The sequence below is a fragment of the Cryobacterium sp. MP_M3 genome, from assembly GCF_015752155.1.
Taxonomy (GTDB): Bacteria; Actinomycetota; Actinomycetes; order Actinomycetales; family Microbacteriaceae; genus Cryobacterium.
Genome location: NZ_JADOVI010000001.1, coordinates 335,671 through 352,563 on the forward strand (window position 1 = coordinate 335,671; position 16,893 = coordinate 352,563).

The 16,893-nt window shown below is 70.3% G+C and carries 12 protein-coding genes; all 12 read left to right on the forward strand.

What is annotated here, in order from left to right:
• The first annotated feature begins 1 nt into the window (after position 1).
• The 12 genes from recR to IWX89_RS01550 all read left to right on the forward strand — a co-directional run bounded on the left by recR (position 2) and on the right by IWX89_RS01550 (position 16,690).
• A complete protein-coding gene (recR, locus tag IWX89_RS01495) occupies positions 2-601 on the forward strand; it encodes a recombination mediator RecR (protein WP_134507565.1) in 600 nt (199 codons plus the stop codon).
• Positions 602-913: 312 nt separating this feature from the next.
• Complete coding sequence (locus IWX89_RS01500; protein ID WP_196901818.1) at positions 914-2,251, forward strand: aspartate kinase; 1,338 nt, start codon at positions 914-916, stop codon at positions 2,249-2,251.
• Between the two features lie 56 nt (positions 2,252-2,307).
• Positions 2,308-3,369, forward strand: coding sequence for an aspartate-semialdehyde dehydrogenase (locus IWX89_RS01505; protein ID WP_196901819.1), 1,062 nt, complete (start codon positions 2,308-2,310; stop codon positions 3,367-3,369).
• Positions 3,370-3,496: 127 nt separating this feature from the next.
• Positions 3,497-5,950, forward strand: coding sequence for a bifunctional diguanylate cyclase/phosphodiesterase (locus IWX89_RS01510; RefSeq protein WP_196901820.1), 2,454 nt, complete (start codon positions 3,497-3,499; stop codon positions 5,948-5,950).
• 52 nt (positions 5,951-6,002) lie between these two features.
• Positions 6,003-6,515: a DUF1801 domain-containing protein gene (locus IWX89_RS01515; RefSeq protein ID WP_196901821.1), complete on the forward strand. Its 513-nt coding sequence runs from the start codon at positions 6,003-6,005 to the stop codon at positions 6,513-6,515.
• Positions 6,516-6,556: 41 nt separating this feature from the next.
• Positions 6,557-8,035, forward strand: a complete 1,479-nt coding sequence (locus tag IWX89_RS01520) for a malate:quinone oxidoreductase (RefSeq protein ID WP_374220475.1) — start codon at positions 6,557-6,559, stop codon at positions 8,033-8,035.
• Positions 8,036-8,273: 238 nt separating this feature from the next.
• Positions 8,274-9,524 (forward strand): Rv2578c family radical SAM protein, encoded by a 1,251-nt coding sequence (locus tag IWX89_RS01525; RefSeq protein WP_231382745.1) that lies wholly within the window; start codon positions 8,274-8,276, stop codon positions 9,522-9,524.
• A 248-nt stretch (positions 9,525-9,772) separates the two neighbouring features.
• On the forward strand, positions 9,773-11,128 hold the full coding sequence (locus IWX89_RS01530) for a sensor histidine kinase (RefSeq protein WP_196901823.1): 1,356 nt from the start codon (positions 9,773-9,775) through the stop codon (positions 11,126-11,128).
• A complete protein-coding gene (locus tag IWX89_RS01535; protein ID WP_196901824.1) occupies positions 11,125-12,621 on the forward strand; it encodes a hypothetical protein in 1,497 nt (498 codons plus the stop codon). Before IWX89_RS01530 ends, IWX89_RS01535 begins: the two co-directional genes overlap by 4 nt.
• Before the next feature lie 143 nt (positions 12,622-12,764).
• Entirely contained in the window at positions 12,765-13,391 is a 627-nt protein-coding gene (locus IWX89_RS01540) for a thymidine kinase (RefSeq protein WP_196901825.1), read from the forward strand.
• 261 nt (positions 13,392-13,652) lie between these two features.
• Positions 13,653-14,306: a response regulator transcription factor gene (locus tag IWX89_RS01545; protein WP_196901826.1), complete on the forward strand. Its 654-nt coding sequence runs from the start codon at positions 13,653-13,655 to the stop codon at positions 14,304-14,306.
• Positions 14,303-16,690, forward strand: a complete 2,388-nt coding sequence (locus IWX89_RS01550) for a sensor histidine kinase (protein ID WP_196901827.1) — start codon at positions 14,303-14,305, stop codon at positions 16,688-16,690. The genes IWX89_RS01545 and IWX89_RS01550 overlap by 4 nt, the downstream gene beginning before the upstream one ends.
• The last annotated feature ends 203 nt before the right edge of the window (positions 16,691-16,893 follow it).

Genomic DNA, 16,893 nt, shown 5'->3' on the forward strand with positions numbered 1-16,893 from the left:
CATGTACGAAGGCATCGTTCAGGAACTGATCGACGAACTCGGCCGGCTCCCCGGCATCGGCCCGAAGTCGGCCCAGCGCATCGCATTCCACATCCTGCAGACCGAGCAGTTCGACGTGACCCGGCTCGCGAACGTGCTGCTCGAGGTGCGCGACAAGGTGCGGTTCTGCTCCATCTGCGGCAACGTCTCCGAGCAGGAGACCTGCCTGATCTGCCGCGACCCCCGCCGCAACCCGGCCATGATCTGCGTCGTCGAAGAGGCCAAGGACGTCGTCGCGATCGAACGCACCCGCGAGTTCAAGGGGCTCTACCACGTGCTCGGCGGGGCGATCAGCCCCATCGACGGCATCGGACCCGACGACCTGCGCATCCGCCAGCTGATGCAACGCCTCGCCGACAACACGGTGCAGGAGGTCATCATCGCCACCGACCCCAACCTCGAAGGCGAGGCGACGGCCACCTACCTCTCCCGGCTGCTCACGACGCTCGAGATCAAGGTCACCCGACTCGCGTCGGGGCTGCCGGTCGGCGGCGACCTCGAATACGCCGACGAGGTCACCCTCGGCCGGGCCTTCGAAGGCCGCCGCACCGTCACGCACTGACCGAGGCCTTCCCAGGGATACTCGTCCCCGCTTCGCCGCGTTCCGCCGCGGCTCGGCTCCGGCGTCTCGGTGTAGTCCCTGCTCCGGCACCGCGGCATCCGTCGCGCCGGTTCGATCGGAGTTTCTCGCGACACGCCGCCGCCGGCGCGCGCCCAGACGGCGTGTTCCGAGAATCTCCGATCCAAAGTGCAGACGACCACCGTCCGGCGCCCGGCGACCGGCGTCCGGCGTCACATTGCCGCCGCCGAATACAAACGCATTTATGATGGGAGCTTGGCCTGTGCCCGCCTACCCGATGTTCAGGAGTCCCACGTGAGCTTGATCGTGCAGAAGTTCGGCGGTTCGTCCGTCGCCGACGCGGAAAGCATCAAGCGCGTGGCCAAGCGCATCGTCGACACCCGCAAGGCCGGCAACGAGGTCGTCGTCGCCGTCTCCGCGATGGGCGACTCCACCGACGAACTCCTCGACCTGGCCCACCAGGTCACACCGATCCCGGCCCCGCGCGAGCTCGACATGCTCCTCACCGCGGGCGAGCGCATCTCGATGGCGCTGCTGGCGATGGCGATCAAGAGCATGGGCTACGACGCCCGCTCCTTCACCGGCAGCCAGGCCGGCATGATCACGGATGCCCACCACGGCGCCGCCCGCATCGTCGACGTGACCCCGGGCCGCATCCGTGACGCCCTCGACGAGGGAGCCGTGGCGATCGTCGCCGGCTTCCAGGGCTTCAACCGCGACACCAAGGACATCACCACGCTCGGCCGCGGCGGCTCAGACACCACCGCCGTGGCCCTCGCCGCCGCCTTGGGCGCCGACATCTGCGAGATCTACACGGATGTCGACGGCGTCTTCACGGCCGACCCCCGCGTGGTGCCGCGCGCGCACAAACTCGACCGGATCACGAGCGAGGAAATGCTCGAGCTCGCCGCCGCCGGCGCCAAGGTCCTCTACATTCGCGCGGTGGAATACGCCAGACGGCACGGGGTGACCCTGCACGTGCGGTCCTCGTTCAACAACAACGTGGGCACCATCGTCTACAACTCGGAGACGACCAGCCCGACCAGCGCCATCCCGATCTCGTCGGTCCCCGAGGCCGCCCAGCCCAATCCCGCATCCTCGAATGGAGAGACAGTGGAAGAGCCAATCATCGCCGGGGTCGCCGCCGACCTGAGCGAAGCCAAAGTCACGGTCGTCGGTGTCCCCGACATCCCCGGCAAGGCCGCGCAGATCTTCAAGATCGTCGCGAAGACGAACGCCAACGTGGACATGATCGTGCAGAACGTGTCCGCCGCGTCCACCGGGTTGACCGACATCTCCTTCACGCTCCCGAAGTCCGAGGGCCAGCAGGTACTCACCGCACTGACCAACGAGCAGGACAACGTGGGCTTCTCCGGCCTGCAGTACGACGACCAGATCGGCAAGCTTGCGCTCGTCGGCGCCGGGATGCGCACCAACACCGGCGTCTCGGCCCGACTATTCGAGGCCCTCTATGAGGCCGGGATCAACATCGAGATGATCTCGACCAGTGAGATCCGCATCTCCGTCGTCACCCGCGCCGACACCATCAACGAGGCACTCCGGGTGGTGCACACGGCCTTCGGGCTCGACTCCGCCGACGACGCGATCGTGCACGGCGGCACCGGCCGCTAGAGCGGCCCGTCGGCCCAGAGCACAACGCAAGCACGCGAGCAGCAAAGGAACCAGCAATGACCAGCACCGCAGGAATCCAGATCGGCGTCGTCGGGGCCACCGGCCAGGTCGGCGCCGTCGTGCGCCGCCTGCTGGAGGAACGGGACTTCCCGGTCGCCGGCATCCGTTTCTTCGCCTCCGCCCGCTCCGCCGGCACCACCCTGCCGTGGAAGGGTGAGAAGATCGTCGTCGAAGACGCGGCAACCGCCGACCCGACCGGCCTCGACGTCGCCATCTTCTCCGCCGGCGCAACGCTCTCCCGCGCCCAGGCGCCGCGTTTCGCCGCGGCCGGCGTCACCGTCATCGACAACTCCTCCGGCTGGCGGATGGACCCCGACGTGCCCCTGGTCGTGAGCGAGGTCAACCCCGAGGCGATCACACAGGCCGTCAAGGGAATCATCGCCAACCCGAACTGCACCACCATGGCTGCCATGCCCGTGCTCAAGGTGCTGCACGACGAGGCCGGCCTCGAACGACTGATCGTGAGCACCTACCAGGCCGTCTCCGGCAGCGGACTGGCCGGGGCCCGGGAACTGGCCAGCCAGGTGCGCGCCGCGGCGCTGAGCGACAATCTGCTCCAGCTCGTGCACGACGGCTCCGCCGTGGCCATGCCCGACCCCGTGCTCTACGCCCGCCCCATCGCCTTCGACGTGGTGCCGTTGGCCGGGACGATCGTCGACGACGGCGAATTCGAGACCGACGAGGAGAAGAAGCTCCGCAACGAGAGCCGCAAGATCCTCGGCCTGCCCGACCTGCTCGTCTCCGGCACCTGCGTGCGGGTGCCCGTCTTCACCGGGCACTCGCTCTCCATCAACGCCGAGTTCGCCAGGCCGCTCTCGGTCGCCCGCGCGCTCGAACTGCTCGCCACCGCGCCCGGTGTGGTCGTGACGGATGTCCCGACGCCCCTCGAAGCGGCCGGCCAGGACCCGAGCTTCGTCGGCCGGGTTCGCCAGGACAGCGGTGTGCCGAACGGGCGCGGCCTCGCCCTGTTCATCACCAGCGACAACCTCCGCAAGGGCGCCGCGCTCAACGCGGTGCAGATCGCCGAACTCGTCGCCACGGGCCTGCTGGTCTCCTGACCCGAACGGATCCGGCCCGCGCCGGAGCCTGCCCGCACAACCGGTCTTGCTTCCGGCTCCCGCGCCCCGCGGGACACCGGGAGTGGGGGGCGCAGCCAGCGTGGCCGGTGCACTAATGTTTGGAAGCATGGGCGGGTATTCGGTGGCAGCACAGGTGAGGCGCGTCGGCCTCGCCGTCTTTGCCGGGGCCGCCCTCCTGGCGATCGTCGCGGCAGTGATCTCGCTCTTCTCCGCGCCGCCGGAGCATTGGGCCGTGGCCGCAGTCGGAGTGCTCTGCGCCGGTGTGCTCGAACTCACCTGGGTGCGGCTGGGCAGCGTCGCGCACCGCAGCCCGATGGTGGCGCTCCCGGTTCTGGCCCTGCCTGCCCTGGCCACCCTCGTGTCAGTGCCGACGGCGATCGGGGCCATCGCCCTCGGCGTGCTCCTGGCCGTCCTCCTCGAAGCGGGCCGGGTCACGGTCGCCCTTTACAGCGCCGGCCTGCAAAGCCTGGGCGGGCTCCTCTCCGTCGGCCTGTTCGCCGGTTTCCGGGCCCTCGGGCTCGCCGACCTCGCCGCGGTGGCCGCGGGCTGCGTCGGCTACGTCGGATTCGTGCTCCTGGTCGAGGTCCTGCGCAAGCAGATCATCGATCCCCCCGTCGACCGGGGCGGGCGCGCGCTGCTCTCGCCCGCCCGAATGGCCGGCGCGGTCGTCGGGGCGACCCTCGTCGCCGTCCTCGCCGCATTCTGGAGCGTCGCCGGCCCGCCGTTCCTCGTCGAGGTGAGCGCGACCGTGAACACGCTCGAGGTGCTCCTCGGAATCGTGATCGTGGCCTCGATCGTCAAGGTCGTCTCTGTCTTCGCCGACATGCGGCGACGGCTGGCCGGCCTGGTCGCTGGCGCCAGCTCCCTGAGCGCGGATGCCGAGACCGGTGCACGGTCAGGGGCCGAGATCGCCGAGGTGCTCTGCCAGGCCGTCGCCGACTCGGTCGGGGTTGAAGCGGTCGTCGTGCGCGCGGAGCCGGCCCGGCCCGGTGAGATCAGCCTGCCGCTGTCGTTCGTCGCGCCAGGCGCCGAACGATACATTGTGGTCAGCCGCGACGCGATGGACGGCGCGTTCACCGGGAACGACCGCCGGGCGCTCGCGGCCCTGGTCACGACCGCCGAGATGGTGGTCAAGGCCGGCCAGAACGTGGCGGGGCTGACCCTGCGGGCGAACACCGACCCGCTCACCGGCCTGCCCAACTACGGCGCCTTCCAGGCCGCCCTCGCGAACATCAACGACCACCGGGACTACTCCGAGGCCCTCGCGGTGCTCTTCCTCGACCTCGACGATTTCAAAAGGCTGAATGACCGGCACGGCCACTCGGCCGGCGACGAGGTTCTGCGCGAACTCGGTCGGCGCCTGCGCGCCGTCGTCCGCCCCGACGACCTGGTTGCCCGGGTCGGCGGCGACGAGTTCGTGGTCATCCTGACCCACCTCACCTCACTGGGCGAGGCGAAGGTCGTGGCCGAACGCATCCTGGCCACCACCGGTGAGCCGCTCATCGTCGGTCCGACCACGTTCAACCCGATGATGAGCATCGGGCTGGCCTACTCCGCCCACCGGGAGACTGACGTCACCCAGCTCGTGCAGGACGCCGACCGGGCCATGCTCGCGATCAAGAAGACCCGGCGCCGGGGCGGCTCAGCGCACGAGAGCAGCATCAACATCTCCAGCCACCGTTCGAGCCAGATGAACGACATCATCGCCAGGGCCATCGACGAGGACCTGCTCGAACTTGCCTTCCAGCCCATCGTCAGCCTGGTCACCGGCCAGATCTGGGCGTTCGAGGCGCTCGTGCGCTACACCGACCCCGACCTGGGCCCGCTGTCGCCGCCGTCGATCGTGGAGAAGGCGAAGGGCCTGGGCCGGCTCGACGCGATGACCCGGCAGGTCGCCGTGAAGGCCATGGCCGCGGCAGCCGACTTCCGGCTGGTCGAACCCCGCGTCGTCTGCATGACCTTCAACGTGGAGGCCGGCCAGATCCTGCCCGACCGCGTCGGCACGTTCGTCGAGGATCTCGCCGACCGGTATCCCGGGATCTCGCTCTGCCTCGAACTGAACGAGCGGTCGATGGCCAAGGTGACCCCGGCCATTCGCGCGCAGGCCGACCGGATGCGCGATCTCGGCCTGATGATCGCGCTCGACGACTACGGCTCCCAGGATTCCTCGGTCGACTCGCTGGTGCGGATGCCGATGGACATCCTCAAGATCGACAAGAGCCTGGTCGACGACCTCGACGACATCCGGCAGCGCGAGGTGCTCACGGCCCTGCAGGGCTTCGGCGACAACCTCGAGTACTCGATGATCGTCGAGGGCGTGGAGAACGAGACCATGGCCTCGCACCTGAGCGCACTCGGCATCCGCAGCGCCCAGGGTTTCCACTACGGCGTGCCGGAGAGCTTCGAGCACACCCTGAACCGGCTCGAGCAGTTCGGCGCCGCCGCCGTGGTGCCGCGGATCATTCCCGCGCTGGTCCGGGACACATTCATCCCCGAGGGTGTTCCGGCGCTCCCAGCGGTTCCCGGAGCCCCCGGCCCATTCGCGGTGCCGGCGGCCTGACCGCTCGCACGCCGGCCGCCGCACGGGCCGCCGCACCGGTTATTCTGGGGGGATGAGCACTGAGCCCGTCCCCGCCGAGGTCGAGAACTACTTCGCCGACCTCGAGCCGGACCAGCGCGCGGTGCTCTACCCGGTGATCGACGCGGTGCGCGACGCGATGCCGCCCGGCTACGTGTTGGGCATGTACTGGGGGATGCCGGGCTGGGTGATCCCGCTGGAGACCTTTCCGAACACCTACAACGGCCAGCCCCTGGCCTACGTCAGCGTGGCAGCCCAGAAGAACTACAACTCGCTCTACCTGATGGGCCTCTACGGCAACCCCGAGGCGGATGCCGTGTTCCGCGCCGAGTGGGCAGCCACCGGACGCAAACTGAACATGGGCAAGAGCTGCCTGAGGTTCAAGACCCTGGCCGACGTCGACCTGGGCCTCATCGCCCGCACGGTGGCGAGCATCCCGGTCGATCGTTACCTGGCGACCTACCGGCGGATCAAGCCGGCCGCGGGCCAGGCCTCCGCCGGCAGATCGACGCGCGGGCAGGCGCCGGGGGCGAGCGTCGCGGGCTGAGCTGCACGGAGCATCCGTTCGCCGGAGATACACTGAAAAGTGTGAATCCAATGGCGAATGTCGATGTCGTATTAATTGGTGGCGGCATCATGAGCGCCACGCTAGGTACCCTGATCAAGCAGTTGCAGCCCGACTGGAGGATCGAGGTCTATGAGCGGCTGGGCGAGGTCGCCCAGGAAAGCTCCAACCCGTGGAACAACGCGGGCACCGGCCACGCGGCCCTCTGCGAGCTCAACTACATGCCCGCGGCCAAGGACGGCTCCGTCACGGCCGACAAGGCCGTGAGCATCAACGAGCAGTTCCAGATCAGCCGCCAGCTGTGGGCGCACCTGGTCACGACCGGCGCGTTGCCCGAGCCGACCAACTTCATCAACTCCACCCCGCACATGACATTCGTGCGCGGCAAGGACAACGTCGCCTACCTGCGCAAGCGGTTCGCGGCGCTCGAGAACCAGCCGCTGTTCCACGGCATGGAATACAGCGAGGACCCGGCCGTGATCGGCGCCTGGACCCCGTTGCTGACCAGGAACCGGCCCAAGGGGCACAAGATCGCGGCGACCCGGATCGTCTCCGGCACCGATGTGGACTTCGGCGCCCTGACCCGGTACCTGTTCGAGAACCTCGCGGAGTCCGGCGCGGGGATCCACGTGAACCAGCAGGTCACCGGCCTGAAACAGCTCGCGGATGGCAGCTGGCGGCTGAACCTGCGCCGTCTGGTCGGCGGGCACCCGAGCCAGGTCAACGCCCGGTTCGTCTTCGTCGGCGCGGGCGGCGGCGCGCTCGCCCTGCTGCAGCAGAGCGGCATCCCCGAGATCAAGGGCTTCGGCGGCTTCCCGATCAGCGGGCAGTTCCTGCGCACCACGAACCCGAAGCTCGTCGCCCAGCACCAGGCCAAGGTCTACGGCAAAGCCGCCGTGGGCGCCCCGCCGATGTCGGTGCCGCACCTGGATACCCGCATCGTCGACGGGGAAGCCTCGCTGCTCTTCGGCCCGTACGCCGGGTTCACGCCCAAGTTCCTCAAGTCGAGCACCTGGTTCGACCTGCCGTTCTCGATCCGCCCGCACAACATCGGGCCGATGCTCGCCGTGGCCGCACACAACTTCGGATTGATGAAATACCTGATCGGAGAGGTTTTCGCCTCGAAGGCCACCAAGCTCAAGGCGCTGCAGGAGTTCATCCCCACGGCCAAACTGGCCGACTGGGAGCTCATCACCGCCGGGCAGCGCGTGCAGGTCATGAAGAAGGACCCCGACCAGGGCGGCGTGCTCCAGTTCGGCACCGAGGTCATCGCCTCGGCCGACGGCACGATCGCCGGCCTGCTCGGCGCCTCCCCGGGCGCGTCGACCGCGGCGCCGATCATGGTCGAACTGATCAAGCGTTGCTTCCCCGAGCAGTACCCGGCCTGGGAGCCCAAGTTGCGGCAGATGATCCCGAGCCTCGGCACGAAGCTCTCCGACGATCCGGCCGCCGCGGCCGCGTCGCTCGCCGCCACCGCCGCCGCGCTGAACCTGACCGCGTAGCGCGAAGCGCGCGCTGCGAAGCGCGCGCTGCCGCGCTGCGGCGCTGCGAAGCGCGCGCTGCGGCGCGCACCGCCTCGCGGCGCTGCAAGCTGTGGCACCGTCGGGATGGAGTTTTTCGCGGAACGCGGCATGTCCTGCCCGCGCAGACGGCGTGTCGCGAGTTGCTCCGGTCGGGCGTGCGGTCGGGCTGCCGCGGCATCCGCTTGCACAATGCTCGAACGTGTGTTCGAATATCTGTATGAGGTGGAGCGCGCAGGAACTGAGCAAGGAGCAGACGGGCGCGCTGCCCGGTCTGGCCCGGCTGAACAACCTCGTGCGCAGTGTGCGCACGCCCGCGTTCGCCGGCATCACCTTCCATGAGGTGCTCGCCAAGTCGGCTCTCAACCGGGTGCCGGGCCAGAGCGCGATGCCCTTCGGGTGGACCATCAACCCCTACCGGGGCTGCTCTCACGCGTGCTCCTACTGCTTTGCTCGCCCCACGCACACCTACCTCGAACTCGATGCCGGCAAGGACTTCGACAACGAGATCATCGTGAAGGTCAACGTGGCCGAGGTGCTGCGCAAGGAGCTGGCGAAGCCGAGCTGGGGCCGGCATCCGGTGGCCCTCGGCACGAACACCGACCCGTACCAGCGGGCGGAGGGCCGCTACCGGCTGATGCCCGGAGTCATCGCCGCCCTCGCGCAATCCGGAACGCCGTTGTCCATCCTCACCAAGGGAACCCTGCTGCGCCGCGATCTCGACCTGCTCGTCGAGGCCAGCGAAGTCATCCCGGTCGACCTGGCGATGTCGATCGCAATCTACGACGACGAACTGCAACAGGCTGTCGAGCCCGGCACCCCGTCCACCGCCGCCCGACTCGCCACGGTGACCGCGGTGCGCGAGCGCGGGCTCGACTGCTCGGTGTTCATGATGCCGATCCTGCCCTTCCTCACCGACACGAAGGCGCACCTTGACGCCGCGCTCCGCCAGGCGAAGGCCGCCGGCGCGTCGAACATCATGTACACCGCGCTGCACCTGCGCCCCGGGGTCAAGGACTGGTACCTGCAGTGGCTGGCCCGCGACCACCCTGAGCTGATGCCGCGCTACCAGGAGCTGTACGCGAAGGGAGCGTACGCCCCGAAGGAGTACCGGATCTGGCTGGCGGCGCGGATCAAACCACTGATCCGCGCGCACGGCCTCGAGCGGGGCCGGGAGGATCCCGCGACCGGCGGAGTGCGCTCGAGCGCGCTCGGCCGCCCGCAGCCGGGCAATCCGGGTGCAGCGGCATCCGGGCCAGGCTACGGCCAGGACCCGTCTTCCCGCTTCGCCGGCGGCCGAAGCGCCGTCGCCTTCCCCGCCGACGACCGCGACCCGATCGGCCGCTCCGCCTCGGCGGGCCGCACCCTCAGCTCGGCGGATGCCGCGGTGCGCCCCGCCGCCTACGCCCGCACCCGGCGGTCCCTGATCGAAGAGGAACTCCCGCCGGAGCTCGCACCCACCCTCTTCTGACGCGCAGGTTCTCCGTTCGTTCGTTCGCGCGCACGCACGCGTGCACGCGCACGCTGGATCGGAGAAACCGGCAACACGCCGCTATCGCGGCCGCGACACCCCGCACATCGCGAAGAACTCCATCCTGAACGATCGCGCCGGTGCCGGCACCGCCGGCGCTGGCACCGCGCTCCTGCCGGGCCTGCCCGGCGGATTCTTCCGCCGCTCCCCGCCGGAGTGGGATACTCAACCAAGGCAGAGGAGGCCCCATGACGCTGGGATTGCCCGACCACCTGGTCGAACCGATCCTCAGCCGTGCCCTCGCGCGGGCATCGCACTGGTTCGCCCTCACCTGCCTCGCCGGAGCCCTGCTCTCAGCGCTGGCCCTGAGCCTCGCCTACGAGTCCGGCGCGCTCTGGGTAGCCGTGCTCGCGGTCCTGGCCATGGCGGCGCTCCTCGCGGTCCTCAGCCTGCGCCACACCGTGCTGCTCACCATCGCCTATCTCCTGGTCGGCGCCGGCGGCACCTACCTCTACACGACGGCCGTGCTCGGGCTGCCCGATGTCTTCCCGGCGTCGAACATGTTCCTCGTCGCGCTGCCGAAGCTGGCGCTGATCATGGTCGGCGGCGCCGGCGCCGGCGCGCTCACCGGAGTGCTCTGGAGCACGGCAGGTTTCGTGTTGGCCGAGACCGTCACCGTGGTCGCCGCGGCCGAGGCCGGGGTGGCCTACCTGCCCGACGGGTTCACCATCTCCGCCTACCTGTTCCTCGTCGCCGTGCTCGTGCTCGCCGGCTCCGCTCGTCGCCCGCACCGTGCCGCCCAGTCCGCGATCCACCGGGCCGTGCAGGCCGATCAGTCCCGGCTCCTCCGCCAGGACCTCGACCGGCGCGCCCTCGAGCTCAACCAGGACACCACCCTCAACGAGCTGATCGCCCTGTCCCGGGCCCACGCCGGCCCGCTCAGCGAGAACCTGGCCGGCAGCATCCGCGCCGCATTGCATCGGCTGCGCGGCACCGACTGGCTGACCGACGCCGACGCCCGCAGCGTCTCCCATCCTCCGGGGGCGGATGCCTGGCTCGTCAGCGAGGTCTACCGGGCGATCGAGCGGTGCCGCGATCGCGGCCTCGTGGTCGACGTCACGGGTGACCGGTCCGCGCTCGGTCGCCTCGAGCCCGGCGTGGACCATGAGCTCGGCCTGGCGGTGCAGCAGTGCTTGATCAACGTGATCCTGCACGCGGGGATCGTGTCGGCCGAGGTCGACATCGGCGCCGACGATGGAACCGTGTCGGTGATGGTGATGGATGCCGGCCGCGGCTTCACCGAGTCGGAAACCGGGGCCGACCGGCTCGGCCTCCGCCAGGCAGTGCGTCGCCGGATCGAGCGGCTCGGCGGTTCGGTGACGGTCCTGACCCGTCCGGACGCGGGCACGTCGGTGCTGCTCAGCGTGCCTGCGTCGACCGAGCCTGCCCCGGTGACCGAGCCTGCCCCGGTGACCGACCCCGCCCTGGTGACCGACCCTGTCGAGACCGACCCCGCCCCGGTGATCGAGCCTGTCGAGATCCCCGCCACCCCTGCGCAGCAACCTTCCGCCCCCGCAATCGCCGACGGGCAGGCGCCGCGATGACCTCCATTCCTCTCACCCGGCAGGCTCCTCGCACCCCACGGAGGCTCCTCACCCAGCAGCGCCTCGACCCGCTCGGCGCCCTCGCCGCCTGGCCGCTCGCGCCTGTCGTTGCGCTGATCGTCGTCGCCTACACGGCCACGACCACGGTGCTGCAGGCCGGCCAGATCCAGCATCCGCTGCTGTCCGTGCTAGCGATCGTGGCATCCGTCGCCGCGGCCGGCACTCTCGTGGCCGCGAGCCGGCCAGACCACGCGCCGTTCGACCGGCCGCTGCACCTCGTCATGGTCGGCCTCGCCGTCTCGGCGCACCTGCTCGACCAGGCCGCCCGGTGGGGCCACAACACGCTGATCCAGGACGACTTCGGCCCGCTCTGCATCGGTCTGCTCCTGCTCGCGCTCGCCCCCTATCGGCCGTGGCGGGAGATCGCGCTTTCCGGGACGGTCGCGGCCGTCATCGTCGCCGCGGTCACCGTGCCCCAGGCGCCGTTCCTCAGCATCGCGGTGCCCGCGGTGATCTATGCGATCGTGGCGGTCAGCCAGGTGCTGGCACCCGCGCTCGCCGGTGCCGCGTACTCGCGCCGGATCGTGCGGCTGCTGCTGACCTGGCAGACGGATGCCCGGCGCGCCATCTCAGCGCGCACCGAAGAGAGCCGAGGCCAGGTCGTCCGCGCCATCGTCGAACAGCAGTGGGCGAGCCTCGGAGCCGGCGTGTTCCCGCTGCTGACCGGCGTGCTCGACCACGGCGAGGTCACCAGGGCCGACATCGCCCGGGCCGGCGAGCTGGCCGGCGCCCTGCGCAAGGAGCTCCTGCGCGACATCGACAAGACCTGGCTGGACGCGGCGGTCGACCGCGAACGCGCCAGCCTGCTCGAGCGCGGCGCCACCCCGTTGCTCGTCGTGGCCGACCCGGAGCACCGGGCCACAGCGTTCACCGCTGACCAGCGGGCGGCGATCGCGGCGCTGATCGGGGCGCTCTGCGCGGTCAGCGGATTCGACCCGTGCAGCCTGGTCGTGCAGGTTGCCGACGGCACGGATGCCCGCCGCCGCCCGCTCCTGGACCGCTTCGGCGAACTGACGGCCGGCGTCGGCACCGCCCGGGACAAACCCGGCCGCGCGCCCCGCAGCCTCACCCTGGCCACGGGACCCACGGCCATGGCCGCAGGCTCGGGATCGACGGCCAAGGGACCCACGGCCACGGCCAGGGGCGCGAGCTCGGTCGCCGCGACCACCGGTGCGATCACAACCGCGACGGGTTCGATCGGCACGGTCGCCGAGCCCGCGGCCCGGGAGCGCCGGGTCGCCACCGTCACGATCCAGGTCGGCATCGACCTGTCGGAGCGGAGGCTGCGCCGGGTGCTCCGCCCCTACCTGGGTGTGCTCCGGGTGGTCTTCGGCCGCGTGCGGGTGTCGATGCGCCGGCCGCTGCTCATGCTCGAGTTCGACGACGAGCGCGGGCCGACGAGCATCCGCCGCGGCCTCGGCACGGCCCGGTGACCCGTCGCCCGGGCGCGGGGCAAGTACGCTGAGTGAGGCTTGACGCCGGGCACCGTTCCGCTCAACGAGCAGGAGTGGCACAGCGGCGGCGCAGGAACGATAGATGAGCGGCACATGGCGGCCGAGGGGCGGGGTTCGTAGCAGTGGCAAAACTGTACTTCCGATACGGGGCGATGAACAGCGGCAAGAGCACCTCCATGCTCCAGGCGGCCTACAACTACGAGGAGCGCGGGCACAAGGTGCTGCTGGCCAAGCCGTCGGTCGACACCAAGGGCGACCGTGGCATCCTCTCCCGGCTCGGTGTCACCCGCGGCGTCGACTTCCTGCTCACTCCCGCGGCGGATGCCTTCACCCTCTTCGCCGAGCACCGCGCCCGGGTGCTCGCCGACTCCGGCCTCGACGTGAGCTGCCTGCTCGTCGACGAGGCCCAGTTCCTGACCGAGCCGCAGGTCGACGACCTGCTCCGGATCGCGATCCTCGAGAACATCCCGGTGCTGGCCTACGGGATCCGCACCGATTTCCAGACCGTGGCGTTCCCGGGGAGCCGCCGGCTGCTCGAGGTGGCGCACAGCCTGGAGGAACTGAAGACGATCTGCCGCTGCGGGCGCAAAGCCGTGTTCAATGGGCGCAAGATCGACGGCGTCTTCGTATTCGACGGCGACCAGGTGGCCATCGACGGCACCGAGGTGACCTACGAGTCGCTCTGCGGCTCCTGCTACCTCGAAGAGAGCGGCGGCGTGCTCAATAACCGCCGCCGTGGCAACGCCTGACCCGACGCCTGCCCGGCGCCCGCGCGACAGAAATGAGAAGGGGCGCTCCGACGATCCGCTGCCGCAGCGTGCAGTCGTATCGCGAGCGCCCCACCAACCCCCCGGTGGTTTCCCCCGAGTTACACCATAGGTGGGCGAAAACGGCCTGAAAAGCCGTCATTTGTCAGGGCACCAGTACGGGGGTCAAAGCTGTCGGTATGCCCGCGCGCATGCAACGCTCGTTCAGGCAGGTCCAGAAAAACCCCAGACGAAGGAACGAATATGGCTCGCTTTCGAGTCGCCCTGATCGACGACCACGAGATCGTGGCGCGCGGCTTCGCCGACCTGTTCTCCACCATCCCCGAGATCCAAGTGGTGGCTACGGTGGCCACCGTCTCCGAGCTGTTGGCCTCGCCGGCCCAGGCAGAGGGCATTGACCTTGTCATCCTCGACCTTCGCCTCTCCGACGACTCCACCGTCACCGACAACGTCCACCGGCTCCGGGCGACGGATGCCGCAGTGCTCGCCTTCACCGCCGGCGACGACGCCCTGCTGATGCGGGCGGCCGCCCGCGGCGGAGTGCTCGGTGTGGTGCGCAAGTCGGAACCCACCGCCGTTCTGCTCGACGCGGTGCGCCGGGCAGCGTCGGGGGAGACGATCGCGTCCACGGAGTGGGCCGCCGCCCTCGACGGCGATCCTGACCTGGCCGACGCGGCACTGAGCCCCCGCGAACGCGAGGTGCTCTCGCTCTACGCCGCCGGGGCGAAGGCGCCGCTGGTGGCGTCGCAGACCGGACTGTCCGAACTCACGGTGATCGACTACATCCGTCGCGTCCGGTCGAAGTACGAACGGGTGGGCCGCCCCGCCAATACGAAGATCGACCTGTACAAGCGGGCGCTGGAAGACGGCATCCTGCCGATTCCCGGGCAGCCGTGACCGTAGGGAACGTCGCCCGCACGCCGAGGCCCGGCCGCGCCACCGGGCAAACGGCAACCGAACGCCAGTTCCGGGTGCTCTGCACCGCGACCGGGCCTACCGGCTTCGTCTTCGGGCTGCTCTGCCTCGACACCTTCCGGGCGCAGGCCTGGCCGCCGGCCCCGGGCGCAGCGCTGGCCGCGTGGCTGCTGGTTTTCGGCATCCCCGTGCTGATCGGTATCCTCGCCACCTGGGCGCCGCTGCGCCTGCTTCGCACGCTCGCCCTGGCCGAGGGAGTGGTCTTCCTGGCGATCCTCTGCTTCTGGCTGGTCGTGCGGGCCGAACCGCTCCCAGCCGGTGCCGACATCCCCTGGGCCATCTCGCTCACTGGCATCCCGGCCGTCGCCGTCGCCGCGGCCACCCGGGATCGCATCGGCTGGGCATACACCGTCCTCGTCTGCACGCTGAGCGGAATCCTCCGCTCCGCGACTTCGACCGACCCGCATCCGGTGCTCGTCGGCATCGAGGATGCGCTCTACGCCCTGCTTGTGATCAGCGTGTTCGTCGGCCTGACCATCATGGCCAGGCGCGGAGCCGCCCGGGTCGACGACAGCGCGCGGATCACCCGCGCAGCCGTGGCCGCCCGGGCCGCCCGGGTCGCACGCAAGCGGGAACGGCTCACCATCGACGCGCTCGTCCACGACAGCGTCATCTCGACCCTGCTGATGGCCGGCCGCGGCGGCATCCCCACCGAGACGCTGTCTCGCCACGCGGCCTCGACCCTGGATCGCCTCGACGCCCTTCGGATGCCCCGGTCGAACCGGTCGCTGCCCGGCAACGAGGTTGCCGACCGACTGGAACAGCTCGCAGCCGAGCTGGCCCCGGATGCGATCGTGCAGGCCGACCTGGACGAGAACCTGGCTGTGCCGGCCGTGGCTGTCACCGCCCTGCTCGGCGCCGTCGGTGAGGCCCTGCGCAACTCGGTCGCGGCGGCCGCCCTCGGCGCCCACCACCGGGTGGTGCGCACGGTCAGCGTGCGCGGGCATCATGGGGGGATCCGCGTGGTCGTGCACGACGACGGAGTGGGCTTCGACCCCGCCCTCGTTCCCAGCGAACGGCTCGGGATCGCGCAGAGCATCATCGGCCGGATGGAACGGCTGTCGGGCGGCGAGGCACGGGTGCGGTCCCGCCCAGGCGCCGGCACCGAGGTGGAGGTGTCGTGGACGCCCGAACCGCGCCGGCCGGCCGTGATCGCATCCGCCGCCGCCCCGGCTGTCCAACGCCCGGCACCAGCCGCCGGCCCGCTGGAGCCCGCCGCGCACTCCGCTGCCGCGCCGGCCGTGGCCATGATCACCCCGGACGCCCAGCCGGCGCCGCCGTTCTCCGACGCCGCGACCACCGAGATCGATGCCCCGCGCACCGTTGTGCGGCTGCCGCGCCCGCTGTCCCTCGGCATCCTGGCCATGTTCATCGGTGTGCACGCCCTGCTCGCCTTCGGTGACTACGAACCGCTGTTCGGGCTGCCCTGGGAGATCGCCGGCTTCGCCGCGGTGTCGTCGGCGGCGGTCCTGATCTCCCGGGCGGGGGCCGACCATCTGCCCCGCACGGCGGCCGTCATCGTGCTGGTACTCTGCGCGGTGGCGACGGCGCTCGTGTCCGAACCGATGACGGCTGTGCAGGACACGCCGTTCGGGCACTGGTACCTCGGGGCCGTCACCCTGCTCCTGGTCGTGCTCGCCGTGCGGGGGCGCGAAGGGTTCGCCTGGGCCAGCTACCTGATCGTCTCCGCGATCACGATCCTCTGGGCGCTCAGCAACGGCCTCACCGTCGTCGACGGTGTGCTCCTCGTCGTGCGCCACGCCGGCACGCTGCTCGCCGGCACCCTTTTCGCCGTGGGGCTCAAACGGTCCGCGCTCACCCTTGCCGTGCTCAACCGTGCGCGCGCGCAGAACGCCGCCGCGGCCGCCACCGCAGTCGCGGCCATCGAAGAGCGCGAATCCCAGCTGGCGCGAGTGAATGTGCTCTGCCGGCCCACGCTCGAGGGTCTCGCGCGGTCGGATGACATCTGCCCGGAAATGCGGGCGGAGTGCCTGCTGGTGGAGGCCACCCTGCGCGACGCGATGCGCGCCCGGGCCCTGTTCGTGGAGCCGCTGGTCACCGCCACCCGAGCCGCGCGGCTGCGCGGAGTCGAGGTGACGCTGCTCGACGACAGCGGTGACCACCCGCCCGTCGAAGCTGCCCGGGTCGCCGTGGCCGTCGCCGACCAGCTGGACTCCCTCTACTCCGGCAGCCTGACCGCCCGGGTATTGCCCGCCGACCGGGCCACCATCGCCTCGATCGTCATCGAATCCGACGACAACCGGATGCTCGTGGTCACCCCCGAAGGACTCCTCCGCGACGCCTGACCCCCGGTGGTCCAGCCAGTCGAGACCGCCCCCGGTGGTCGAGCTGGTCGAGACCCGCCCGGCTCCTGTCCGACAAATGAGCCTCCAACTGGGGGATTCCGGCCTCTTACGCCGGTGAGATCGCATCCTCTAGTGTCCTCATAACGGAGGACACGTGTCCTCCTAAATGAGGACAACCCCGGTGTGCAGGCAGCCGCCCGCAC

Coding starts and splice junctions, on each gene's coding strand:
- IWX89_RS01535 (WP_196901824.1), top strand. CDS start 11,125: ATGACCTCCATTCCTCTCACCCGGCAGGCTCCTCGCACCCCACGGAGG.
- IWX89_RS01515 (WP_196901821.1), top strand. CDS start 6,003: ATGAGCACTGAGCCCGTCCCCGCCGAGGTCGAGAACTACTTCGCCGAC.
- IWX89_RS01530 (WP_196901823.1), top strand. CDS start 9,773: ATGACGCTGGGATTGCCCGACCACCTGGTCGAACCGATCCTCAGCCGT.
- recR (WP_134507565.1), top strand. CDS start 2: ATGTACGAAGGCATCGTTCAGGAACTGATCGACGAACTCGGCCGGCTC.
- IWX89_RS01525 (WP_231382745.1), top strand. CDS start 8,274: ATGAGGTGGAGCGCGCAGGAACTGAGCAAGGAGCAGACGGGCGCGCTG.
- IWX89_RS01545 (WP_196901826.1), top strand. CDS start 13,653: ATGGCTCGCTTTCGAGTCGCCCTGATCGACGACCACGAGATCGTGGCG.
- IWX89_RS01505 (WP_196901819.1), top strand. CDS start 2,308: ATGACCAGCACCGCAGGAATCCAGATCGGCGTCGTCGGGGCCACCGGC.
- IWX89_RS01510 (WP_196901820.1), top strand. CDS start 3,497: ATGGGCGGGTATTCGGTGGCAGCACAGGTGAGGCGCGTCGGCCTCGCC.